The organism is Antarctobacter heliothermus, assembly GCF_900188425.1.
Taxonomy (GTDB): Bacteria; Pseudomonadota; Alphaproteobacteria; order Rhodobacterales; family Rhodobacteraceae; genus Antarctobacter; species Antarctobacter heliothermus.
This window is the reverse complement of record NZ_FZON01000025.1, coordinates 49,675-60,330: the sequence shown is the minus strand read 5'-3', so window position 1 is coordinate 60,330 and position 10,656 is coordinate 49,675. Positions and strand designations below refer to the sequence as shown.

General features: G+C 61.6%; 11 protein-coding genes. 8 read left to right on the top strand and 3 right to left on the bottom strand.

Annotated elements, in window-relative coordinates; translation table 11 throughout:
* Positions 1-94: 94 nt before the first annotated feature.
* A complete protein-coding gene (locus CHB90_RS13840; protein ID WP_141135883.1) occupies positions 95-859 on the top strand; it encodes a sensor histidine kinase in 765 nt (254 codons plus the stop codon).
* The gene (locus CHB90_RS13835; RefSeq protein WP_089278457.1) at positions 856-1,254 is read left to right on the top strand and encodes a response regulator; all 399 of its coding nucleotides are present in this window, start codon (positions 856-858) and stop codon (positions 1,252-1,254) included. The genes CHB90_RS13840 and CHB90_RS13835 overlap by 4 nt, the downstream gene beginning before the upstream one ends.
* Before the next feature lie 7 nt (positions 1,255-1,261).
* Here CHB90_RS13835 and CHB90_RS13830 read toward each other — a convergent pair whose 3' ends face one another.
* Positions 1,262-1,960, bottom strand: coding sequence for a sensor histidine kinase (locus CHB90_RS13830; RefSeq protein ID WP_089278456.1), 699 nt, complete (start codon positions 1,958-1,960; stop codon positions 1,262-1,264).
* 180 nt (positions 1,961-2,140) lie between these two features.
* On the opposite strand from CHB90_RS13830, the gene CHB90_RS13825 reads away from it, so the two are divergent.
* Entirely contained in the window at positions 2,141-2,848 is a 708-nt protein-coding gene (locus tag CHB90_RS13825) for a response regulator (RefSeq protein WP_089278455.1), read from the top strand.
* A 21-nt stretch (positions 2,849-2,869) separates the two neighbouring features.
* Here CHB90_RS13825 and CHB90_RS13820 read toward each other — a convergent pair whose 3' ends face one another.
* A complete protein-coding gene (locus tag CHB90_RS13820; RefSeq protein WP_089278454.1) occupies positions 2,870-4,300 on the bottom strand; it encodes a glutamine synthetase family protein in 1,431 nt (476 codons plus the stop codon).
* Entirely contained in the window at positions 4,300-5,616 is a 1,317-nt protein-coding gene (locus CHB90_RS13815) for an aromatic ring-hydroxylating dioxygenase subunit alpha (protein ID WP_089278465.1), read from the bottom strand. Before CHB90_RS13815 ends, CHB90_RS13820 begins: the two co-directional genes overlap by 1 nt.
* A gap of 188 nt (positions 5,617-5,804) precedes the next feature.
* On the opposite strand from CHB90_RS13815, the gene CHB90_RS13810 reads away from it, so the two are divergent.
* The 5 genes from CHB90_RS13810 (at position 5,805) to CHB90_RS13790 (ending at position 10,639) form a co-directional block, all read left to right on the top strand.
* Entirely contained in the window at positions 5,805-6,551 is a 747-nt protein-coding gene (locus CHB90_RS13810; RefSeq protein ID WP_089278453.1) for a hydroxypyruvate isomerase family protein, read from the top strand.
* Positions 6,552-6,668: 117 nt separating this feature from the next.
* Positions 6,669-8,159 carry a UbiA family prenyltransferase gene (locus tag CHB90_RS13805; protein WP_089278452.1) on the top strand — a complete coding sequence of 497 codons (1,491 nt, stop codon included), beginning with the start codon at positions 6,669-6,671 and terminating at the stop codon, positions 8,157-8,159.
* A gap of 1 nt (position 8,160) precedes the next feature.
* On the top strand, positions 8,161-8,583 hold the full coding sequence (locus tag CHB90_RS13800; protein ID WP_089278451.1) for a GtrA family protein: 423 nt from the start codon (positions 8,161-8,163) through the stop codon (positions 8,581-8,583).
* Positions 8,580-9,905: an FAD-binding oxidoreductase gene (locus CHB90_RS13795; protein WP_089278450.1), complete on the top strand. Its 1,326-nt coding sequence runs from the start codon at positions 8,580-8,582 to the stop codon at positions 9,903-9,905. The genes CHB90_RS13800 and CHB90_RS13795 overlap by 4 nt, the downstream gene beginning before the upstream one ends.
* A complete protein-coding gene (locus CHB90_RS13790; protein WP_089278449.1) occupies positions 9,902-10,639 on the top strand; it encodes an SDR family oxidoreductase in 738 nt (245 codons plus the stop codon). Before CHB90_RS13795 ends, CHB90_RS13790 begins: the two co-directional genes overlap by 4 nt.
* The last annotated feature ends 17 nt before the right edge of the window (positions 10,640-10,656 follow it).

Below are 10,656 nucleotides of genomic sequence, written 5' to 3'. Positions count from 1 at the left end.
GGCATATCCTTTTCTCAATCGAGAATTGCGGCGCGTCAACAACGCCATGATATGCCGCCCCTCAGGGGCCATCACCAACTTTTAGCTATATCTCGTGACCGAAGAACGGGCGCGTATGCGCCAGATCCAGATGCTGAACGAGGATCTGCAAGAACAGATCCGGCTGGCTGAAGCCTCGACAGAGGACTTGCGCGCGTTCGCCTATGCCACCTCTCATGACCTCAAATCGCCGACGAATACCGCCCTCATGATCGCGGCTGCCCTGAGCGAGGAAATCGGGGAGCATCCTGAAACCGCGTGCAAGGGATTGCTGAATGATCTCCGAGAGACGCTTGGCGGCATGTCCAGCCTGATCGACAGCGTCCAGTCCTACACCAATGCCATCGCCCCCACCCTTGCGCGGGATGATGTCGATCTGGACGAAGTGGCGCGTGAGGTCGTTGCCGACCTCTCGGACATGGTCCTGCGCAGCGGGGCCTTGATCACGGTCAATGCACTTGACCATGTGACGGGCTCACCGGGGCAATTGCGGATCCTGCTGGCGAACCTGATTGAAAATGCGGTCAAATTTCAACTTCCCGGCGCAGTCCCTGTGATCTCTTTCGATCGAGTCAGCGCCCCGGAGGGTTTTGTCGGACTGTCGGTGACTGACAACGGCATTGGCATTGAGGCCGCCCACCTGGATCGGATCTTTCAATTATTTCAACGTCTCAACTCCACTTTGGACTACAGCGGTCATGGATTGGGTCTGGCTGTCTGCCATCGCATCGCGCTGAACCACCGTGGCCGAATTGGTGTCGCCTCGACGCCCGGTGTCGGAAGCACTTTCACCGTCATCCTCAGAAAGGAAACGCCATGATCCCCTCGCTCATGATCATTGATGACAATGCTGTAGATCAAAAGCTGTATTCGCGCCTTGTCAAGAAATCGGGGCTTGTCGATACCTTGCACTGTTTCCTTATGGCGCCGGATGCGATCGCGTTTCTGGCCCAGCCGGATCGACCGGCCATCGACATCATTCTTCTCGACATCAACATGCCGCGGATGAACGGGTTTGAGTTTCTGGACGAGGCCGTCTCGCGCTTTGGTCCGGGCTTTGTAAGGGCGGCAGTGATCATGCTGACGACGTCCATCTCGGATCAGGACCGCAAACGCGCATCGGCCTACGACGTGGTCCGGGACTATATCCAAAAGCCGCTGGAGATGGGGCATCTTGAAGGGATCGACAGCATGTTGCGCGAAGGCGCGTTTTGATTGCCAGTTACTCGGTGGGCAAGTCGCAGCGTATTGTGCAACCCCGGTCATTGGCTGAAGCTCCGTCTACAATGGCAATCTCGCCGCCCAGCGTAGTCATGACCTTGCGCGCCACCGTTAGTCCCAAGCCGGAAAACCCGGTGTCGTCTTTGGGAAGGAGTGTGTGCAGCGGGTCAAAGACCTTGTCGTGATAGGCCGGATCTATACCTGGCCCGTCGTCCATCACGTCAAGAATGATGCGGTCCCCGTCCGGGCGGGCCTTGGCCCTGACCAAGCCAGTGTTCCCGTCATGATGGCACACGCTGTTCCTGAGCAAGGCTTGCAGCAGGCGCTGAATATCGTTGGCCGGGGCCATGATCGTGGCGTCCACTTGTGAAAAATCGGCCGTAAATCCCGGTGAGGCACCGATTTCGGTCCAGGCCAGGTCCAAAGCCTCGCGCAGTTGGATCTGTTCGGACGCGTGGGCAAGACGACCAACACGCGACAAGTCTGTAAGCCCGTCCAGCATTTTGTCCATGCCGCGCGCATAATGCTGCAACATCGACAGATGCTCGGTCACTTCCTCGGGAAGTGAGACGTGCGACTGTTCGATGTCCTCGATGATCCAATCCGGGATGACACGCATCGCACGCGAAAAACTTTTCAGGTCGTGTGTGATTGCGTAGAGATATGAGTCAAGCTCTCGGTCGGAGGGTTTATTTTTCATCGGGTTGGGGTCCGAAACTATTAATCAGGGATCCGTAACATGTCGCAGTGTTTCCGGCAATTTTTGTGATTTTCCGATTTTCCAAGAATTGGACTGAATCATATTGGTTTCATTAATTGGTTGTTTGGTGTTGCGGAATTAGCGTGATCGTAACTTCGAAACAAGGGCGGAGTCCTAGTGATGCAGCAAACACCGACTGGCCCGACGATTGGCCCAACGACCCCTGACGATTTTCCTACGATGGAAGCGCAATATCAGGAGTCCTCGACCGCGTTCCAGCGCAGCAATGGATTCGATATCCTGATCCTGGACGACAGTCGTTTTGACCAGAACAAGATCATCCGCGACTGCAAAAAAACCGGTTTACCCGTAAGATCCTGGACCGCTGCGGATATTTCTGAGTTTGAAAAGGCATTGGACGAACGCGCGTATGATGTCATCTTTATCGACTATCTTCTGCCCCACGGCAATGGGTTGCACGCTCAACGGATAGTTCAAAACCACCCGATGAATTTTGGTGCGGCGATTGTCATGATCTCGACAGAGATGCGCACGGATGTCGCTGTCGCGTCGATGAAAAAGGGCTCACTGGATTGCCTCGATAAAGATGCACTGAGTATCGACAAATTGCGTGAATTGATGATTGCCTCTGCCAAGATATTCGCCGAAGCGTCCCGGCACTGGATCGGTGAGTTGCTGGCGCAGCAAAGAGTTCAGATTGCTCAGGATGTTGCCAAGGTGATCCGGGATGAGATGGAGTTTGGCCGTTTTGTCGACACGATCGACAAGCGAATTGTCGATATGTTGGCTGCTCGAGGTCTTTCCGATACCGAAAACTGGAATGTGTCCTATCTTTTCGATGGTGATGAGCCTTTGAAATTCCGCTGACCCCGGTGTCGAATCCTGGCGCTAGAAGGCAGTGAAATATTCTGCTTGCTCCCATTCGGACACGGTGGCCAGATAGCGTTCCCATTCCGCCCGTTTCAACCGGGACAGGTATCCCTGCGTCTCGAGGCCGAGTGCTGCGCGATACATGGAGGAGGTCTCGAATGCCTCGATGGCAGCCCCCAGCGTCTGAGGCAATGCACCTGCGGTTTCGTCATACGGATTGACCAGCGGCAGCGGCGCCTGCAACTCAGAGGTTATCCCGTGAAGCCCGGACAGGATCTGGAACGCCAGTGCCAGGTACGGATTTGCCGTGCTGTCTGCGACCCTGTTTTCCACCCGGCTGGCGGCGTCCCCGGACACCACCAGCGCCCGCAGCATTGCGCCGCGATTATCCCATCCCCAACCCACGCGGGCAGGGGCCAGTTGGAAGGGGGTAAATCGCTTGTACCCGTTCACTGTGGGGGTTGTGGCGATGCAAGAGGCCCGCGCGTGGGCCAACAGCCCGCTGATCCATGCGGAGGCCGTCCCAGTCAACGCGCCGTCTTGCTCGGGGGTAAACAGATTGCGCCCTGCCAGATCCGTCACGCTTTGATGGATGTGCCAGCCATTGGCCACGGCGTTTTCCAGCCGCGGTTTGGCCATGAAGGAGGCAAGATACCCTTCGCGTGCGCAGATCTCCTTGACCAGCGTGCGGAACAGCACAGCACGGTCGGCAGTTGTCATGGGGTCGGCGGCCTCGAAGGTGAACTCAAACTGGCTTGGCCCCATCTCTATCTCGACGCTGAGTACCGGCAGGCCCATGGCCTCGGCCGCGCGCCGCAGTTTGTCCAGCAGCGGTTCGGCCGCATCGTAGCGGGTCTCTGTCAGGTATTGCCATCCCTGGTTCACGCCGCGCGTCAGGGGCGGGCGGGGCGGCATCGTGGCATCCGCATGGTCCCGCGCGGCATCGACCAGTTCAAAGACCTGGAATTCCACCTCAAGGCCCATGACCGCGCGCATACCCTTGTCCGCCAGCCGGTCCACCGCACGTTGCAGGATCGTCGGCGTCTCAAAGGGGATTTCCGCGCCATCCGTCCGCAGCACTCGGCACAGCATCATCGCGGAATGCGGCGCGTGCGGTAGCGGGGCAAAGGTTTCAGGCCGCGGCACCAGCAACAGGTCACTGGCCCCGGTCATCGGCGCGTCGCCCGTGTCTGACCAGATCGGAAAGACCGTGCGGTGTGAGATATCCTTCAGCAACAAGGTCGACGGGGCGCGCAGCCCGGAGGAAAACGCCCCGACCAGAGCGCGCCGCGTCAGCGTCTTGCCGCGCAGGATGCCATGCGCATCGGCAAAGACCATGCGCACCGTTTCGATCCCCTCGGCATCGGCGCGGTCCAGGACGTCGGCTGCCGCCGACGCGTCTATCAACCCGTCACCGGCCAGCCGTCCTGCCGCAATCTGCGCCCGCATCAGAGCTTTGCGTCCCAAGGGCAGGCGGCGCGGCGCTCGGCGTCGGCGCGCAGGCTTGCGGCTTCCCAATCGGCGCTGTCGGCGATGGCGTCGTTGGACAGCGGCCCGGCGAGGGCCGCCACATCCGCATCCCCCCGCATCGGCAGCGCCGCCTCATCGCCCGCCTCCAGTGCCGCGATGGCGGCGCGCAACATGCGGCGATAGCGGATGATGCCCACATCGGTCTTGCCAAGGTGCTCCTGCGTGCGGTCCTGAATGGCTCCCATGCTTTCGACGGCCCACTGGTCATGCACGTTGATGTCCAACCCCATGCCGGTATAGGTCTCGTCGGCCTGTTCTGCCGGGTCATAGCCATAGTCGTTGCGCTTGTTCTTCAGCGGCGCGTAGTCGGGCAGGCGGTGTTCTTTCAGGCGTTGTTCGCGCATCAGCTCCTTGTTCACCGGCTGGGTGAAACTTGTGAACATCGAATACCAATAACACGTCGTGTCATCGATCGGCACATGCCACTGGGTGATGGTCATTTCGCGGCTCATCGGAATGCAGATCGCCTGCGGAAAGATCTGGTTGGTCACGCGGACATGGGTCAACCCGTTTTCCATGGCGCGCAGGGCGGTCAGCTTGAGGCCGAAATCCGTTTCATCGACGCGGATTTCCGGGCGGGGATAGTCGCGCAGCAGCTTGGTCATCGGGATATTAGTGTCGGCGGCACTGTCGCGGAACTGCTTGCCGTAGCTGTCCTTGGGGTCTTCGTCCTGCAGGAAACGGTGCAGGAAAGAGGCATGGGCGGGATCGATCCCGACCTCCATCGCCTGCAGCCAGTTGCATTCCCACAACCCCTTGAAGGCAAAGACATGTGTGCCGGGCGCGCGGAAACAGTCAAAGTTCGGAAACGGCGGCGGATCGCCCGGGCCGAGATAGGCAAAGACGATGCCGTTGCGTTCGATCACCGGGTAGGCGGGGGTGCGGACCTGTTCGTGCATCCGGCTGCCTTCGGGTTCGCCCGGTTGTTCGACGCATTGGCCGGTGCGGTCAAAGTGCCAGCCATGAAACGGACAGCGCAGCCCGTTGTCCTCACGCCGACCGAAACACAGATCCGCGCCGCGGTGCGGGCAATGTCGCCCGATCAACCCCAGCGCGCCGTCGTTGTCGCGGAACAGGACCAGCTGTTCGCCCAGCAGGGTCACCGGCACCACCGGGCGAGGTCCGGCCAGTTCGTCGCTCAGAGCGGCGGGCTGCCAATAGCGGCGCAGCACTTCACCCGCAGGCTGGCCTTGGTTCACGCGGGTCAATTGGTCGTTAAGCTCTTGGCTGATCATGTTTGTCTCCCCCACGTCCCGTTTTTTCGGTGACGCCACTCGTTCCTCATCGGCCAGAGTTTGGGACGCGCGGGCGTGTCACGTCAAGGCGATCACGCCGGGCTGATGCAGGTGGCTGTTCATTGCGGGCGTGCCGTGGCCAAATGCTGACGGGCGCCAGAGTTTGCGGCGCGTGGCAGGAGGTGACGATGCCCCGGTTTTCAGCCAATCTCGGGTTCTTGTGGCAGGACCTCCCACTCCCTGATGCCATTCGCGCGGCGGCGCGTGCCGGGTTTGACGCGGTCGAATGCCATTGGCCGTTCGAGGTGCCGGTGGCCGACTTGCGGGCCGCGTTGTTCGACACCGGACTGCCGATGTTGGGTCTGAATACGCGCCGTGGTCCAGAGGGGGCCATGGGGCTGTCCGCGCTGCCGGGGCAGGGACCGCAGGCGCGGGCACTTGTGGATGAGGCCATCGGTTATGCCGAAGCGACAGACACACAGGCGATCCATGTCATGGCGGGTTTGGCACAAGGACCGGCGGCGCACGAGGCGTTTCTGGAAACGCTGGCCTATGCCTGCGCGCAGACCGAGCGCACCATCCTGATCGAACCGTTGAACCGTCACGACGCGCCGGGGTATTTCCTGCGCGACGCCGGGCAGGCACGGGACATTCTGACGGCGCTGGGTTCGTCCAACGCGCGGCTGATGTTCGATTGCTACCATGTGGCCCGGACCGAAGGCGATCTGCTGACTCGTCTGGCCGATCTATTGCCCATCATCGGTCATATCCAGTTTGCCGCCGTGCCGGATCGGGGGCCTCCGGATCATGGCGAAATCGCCTATCCAGAGGTGTTTGCCGCCATCGACCGGCTGGGATGGCCGCACCCGATTGGAGCAGAGTACCGCCCGCCGGGCGCGACGGAGGAATCGCTAAACTGGATGCGCGCGGGCTGACCCGCGCCCCGCCTGTGGCGCGCCGGACACATCTCAAGAGCGCCACATTCCCGCCTCGACGGCACAGACCCGCTCTTTTAGACTGTCTGCAAAACAGATACCTGAGCAGGCAGCAGTATGTTAGCGCAAGAGACAGCAGGCGGTCCGGACGAGGTGTCTGACCGGGCGGGGGGCGTCGCGGATCACGCCAAGGGCTTGCCGATCCTTGTGGTTGATCTCGACGGCACACTGTTGCGCAGCGACATGCTGTACGAAAGCTTTTGGACTGCCTTCGGCCGGGACTGGACCGTTGCGTTGACGGCTGTCCGGGCGCTGGGTCATGGTCGGGCGGTTCTCAAGCAGCGGCTCGCCGAATCCGCCCGGCTGGAAACCGCGACCCTGCCGTTTGACCAACAGGTGCTGGCCTATATCGAGGCGTGGCGTGCCAAAGGGGGCCGCACAGCCCTGGTTACCGCCTCTGACCAATCGCTGGCCGAGGCGATCGCCGACCATCTCAAGGTGTTTGACGAGGTCCACGGCTCTGACGGCAACCGCAATCTCAAGGGACCGACCAAGGCCGACTTTCTGACCGGGCGTTTCGGGGCAGGCGGCTATGTCTACATGGGCGACAGCGCCGCAGATCTGCCGGTCTGGCAACACGCCGCAAAGGCCGTCACCGTCAACGCCTCTGCCCGCCTGCGCGCCGAGGCAGAGGCCGTCTCGAAAGAGGTCGAGCATCTGACCACCGTGCCGCAAAGCATCCGGCCCTACATCAAGGCGCTGCGCCCGCATCAGTGGCTTAAGAACGTCCTTGTCTTTCTGCCCATGCTTGCTGGACATCAGTTCAATGCAGCGACCCTGGCGTTCGCGGTCGCGGCCTTTGTCGCTTACAGCCTGATCGCGTCCAGCGTCTATGTGGTCAACGACATGACCGATCTGAACGCGGACCGGGCGCACCCGCGCAAACGCAAACGCCCCTTTGCCTCTGGCGAGGTGCCCCTGTCACACGGGATGATCATGGCGGCGGGGCTTTTCGCCGCCGGGGCCATCGTATCGTTGTCGGTGGGTCCGTCGTTTTTTGCCGTGGTCTGCGGCTACTTTGTCCTGACAACGGCCTATTCGCTGCACCTGAAACGCAAGATGGTGATCGACATCTGCGTTCTGGCGGGCCTGTACACCATGCGCATCGTCGCAGGTGCGGTGGCGACCGGCATCCCGCTGTCGGTCTGGATGCTGGCCTTTGCCATCTTTTTCTTTCTCTCGCTTGCGGCGGTCAAACGTCAGGCCGAACTGGTCGACAGCGCCCGGCGGGGAACGCTGCGTGCGCGTGGGCGGGGCTATAACGTAGGCGATCTGCCGATCATCACCATGATCGCCATTGCCGCCGGGTATGTCTCTATCCTGGTGCTGGTGCTCTATCTCGACTCGCCGGATGTCATTGTGCTGTACAAGGCGCCGATCATGCTGTGGGGCATCGGTCCGGTGCTGCTGTTCTGGATCACCCGTACTATCATGACCGCCCACCGGGGTCACATGCACGACGATCCGCTGGTCTATGCTGCTCGTGATCGGACCAGTCAGATTTGCATGGTGCTCAGTCTGGGATTCGCAATGGCGGGAACACTGTAACATGTCACGACAGGCCCTGATCCTGCGCTACGCCGGCTTTGCCGTCCTGGCGACCCTGGCCAATCTGGGCGTGCAACGCCTTGTCCTGCTGGGCGGCGACAGCGGCACGGTCTTTGCGCTGGCCGTCGCGGCGGGGACGCTGGCCGGTCTGGTGGTGAAATACGCGCTCGACAAGCGGTGGATCTTTTTCGACGACGCCACCGGCCTGCGGGCGCATGGCCGCAAGTTCACGCTGTACACGGTCATGGGCATCGTCACGACGGCGATCTTCTGGGGGACAGAGACGGCATTCTGGCTGATCTGGCACACCGATGCCATGCGAGAGATGGGCGCGGTGATTGGCCTCATGGTCGGCTACGTCATCAAGTACAATCTGGACCGGCGTTTTGTCTTTACGAACGCGCGTCTAGGAGTCACGTCATGAAACTGTCAGGCTGGGGCCGCTTTCCCGTTGTCGAAACTCAGCTGTGCGCGCCACGCGATGTCGCGGCGTTGCAGGCGTTGGTGACCGGCGATGAGCCTGTCATCGCGCGCGGCAACGGGCGGTCCTACGGCGACAGTGCTGTGGGTGCGCACACAACGCTGGACATGCGCCACTTTGATCACATGCTGTCGTTTGACGCTGAAACCGGCGTGCTGGTGGCTGAGGCCGGTGTGCTGCTGGGGGACGTGATCGACGCCTTCTTGCCGCGTGGCTGGTTCCCGATGGTCACGCCGGGCACGAAATTCGTCACGCTGGGCGGGGCGATTGCCGCGGATGTGCATGGCAAGAACCATCATGTCGACGGCAGTTTCGGCACCTGTGTCGAGTGGATCGACCTGATGGGACCGGACGGGCAGATCAGCCGCATCTCACGCGAGGACGACCCCGACCTGTTCCGCCACACGTTGGGCGGCATGGGGCTGACCGGGGTGATTGTCCGCACCGCCATCCGCCTGCGCCCTGTCGAAACCGCCTGGATCAACCAGACAACTCTGCCCGCCCCGGATCTGGGCGCCGCGATGGACCTCTTTGAGCAGCACGCTCATGTGCCCTATTCGGTGGCCTGGATCGACTGCATGAGCCGGGGAGCGCATCTTGGCCGCTCTTTGGTGATGTTGGGGGACCATGCGGCACGAGCCGACCTGGATGCCAAAAAGGCGCGGACCCCGCTGGATGCCGGGCACAAGGGCGCGCATACGGTGCCGCTCGATTTTCCGGGTTTCGCGCTGAACCGTTGGACGGTGCGCGCCTTCAATGAGCTGTACTACCGCGTCGGCGCGTGGAAGCCGACCAAGGCGTTGGTGGACTGGGACACCTATTTCTACCCCCTCGACGCGGTCCTGAAATGGAACCGCATCTATGGCCGGCGTGGCTTTGCCCAGTTCCAATGCGTCTTGCCGCTGGACACAGCCCGTACCGGACTGACGGAATTGCTGGAGGCGATCACCGAGGCGGGGGCCGGGTCTTTCTTGGCCGTCCTCAAACGATTTGGCCCCCAGGACAGCGCGTTTTCCTTCCCGATGGAGGGGTATACGCTGGCGCTCGATTTCCCGATGAAGCCACATACGCTGGACCTACTGGATCAGCTTGACGCCGTTGCCGTCAGTCACGGGGGGCGGTTCTACCTCGCCAAGGACAGCCGCATGGGGGCTGAAACCCTGCGCGAATCCGACAGCCGCGCCGCTGAATTTGAGGCATTGCGCGAGGCGCGCGGCCTCAAGGAACACTTCGCCTCTGCCCAATCCGAAAGGCTATCGCTTTGACCCCACTCCCCGTCCTCATCCTTGGCGCGCGTTCGGACATGGGGCAGGCTATCGCCCATGCTTTTGCTGCCGCCGGTCATCCGATACAACTGGCCGCGCGCGGCGCTGCGGGGCTGGATACGGTGCAGACCGACCTTGCCCTGCGCCACGGGGTGGACGTCACGCTGCATGAGTTTGACGTGCTGGACAGCAACGGGTTTGGCGGCTTTGTCGACGGCTTGCCTGCCTTGCCCGGCGTTGCGGTCAGTGTTGTGGGATACATGGGTGAGCAGGCGGAAAATGAACAGGATCAGGCTCAGGCCGCTCTTATGATGCGCACCAACTTCGAGGGCCCCGCCGGTATCCTTGCCCTGCTGGCCAATCGGTTTGAGGCGCGCGGATCGGGCACGCTTGTCGGAGTCAGCTCTGTCGCAGGTGATCGGGGCCGGGCCACGAACTACGTCTACGGCTCCGCCAAGGCGGGGTTCACTGCTTTCTTGTCGGGGCTGCGCAACCGGCTGGCGAAAAAGGGCGTGCATGTGGTCACGGTGCTGCCCGGATTTGTGAACACCGCCATGACCGAAGGGCTGGACCTGCCCGAAAAGCTGACCGCCGAGCCGTCAGAGGTCGGCGCGGCGGTGGTGAAGGCGGTGCAGAAGGGGCGCAACGTGATCTATGTGCGCCGCATCTGGTGGCTGGTCATGGCGATCATCCGCAACATTCCCGAACCTGTGTTCAAGAAGCTGAAGCTCTAGTCGGGCCGCCCCGTCCC

What these genes read in the sequence shown, in the direction of transcription:
- CHB90_RS13835 (WP_089278457.1), top strand. Translation starts at nt 856, where the DNA reads ATGATCCCCTCGCTCATGATCATTGATGACAATGCTGTAGATCAAAAG.
- CHB90_RS13830 (WP_089278456.1), bottom strand. Translation starts at nt 1,960, where the DNA reads ATGAAAAATAAACCCTCCGACCGAGAGCTTGACTCATATCTCTACGCA.
- CHB90_RS13825 (WP_089278455.1), top strand. Translation starts at nt 2,141, where the DNA reads ATGCAGCAAACACCGACTGGCCCGACGATTGGCCCAACGACCCCTGAC.
- CHB90_RS13820 (WP_089278454.1), bottom strand. Translation starts at nt 4,300, where the DNA reads ATGCGGGCGCAGATTGCGGCAGGACGGCTGGCCGGTGACGGGTTGATA.
- CHB90_RS13815 (WP_089278465.1), bottom strand. Translation starts at nt 5,616, where the DNA reads ATGATCAGCCAAGAGCTTAACGACCAATTGACCCGCGTGAACCAAGGC.
- CHB90_RS13810 (WP_089278453.1), top strand. Translation starts at nt 5,805, where the DNA reads ATGCCCCGGTTTTCAGCCAATCTCGGGTTCTTGTGGCAGGACCTCCCA.
- CHB90_RS13805 (WP_089278452.1), top strand. Translation starts at nt 6,669, where the DNA reads ATGTTAGCGCAAGAGACAGCAGGCGGTCCGGACGAGGTGTCTGACCGG.
- CHB90_RS13800 (WP_089278451.1), top strand. Translation starts at nt 8,161, where the DNA reads ATGTCACGACAGGCCCTGATCCTGCGCTACGCCGGCTTTGCCGTCCTG.
- CHB90_RS13795 (WP_089278450.1), top strand. Translation starts at nt 8,580, where the DNA reads ATGAAACTGTCAGGCTGGGGCCGCTTTCCCGTTGTCGAAACTCAGCTG.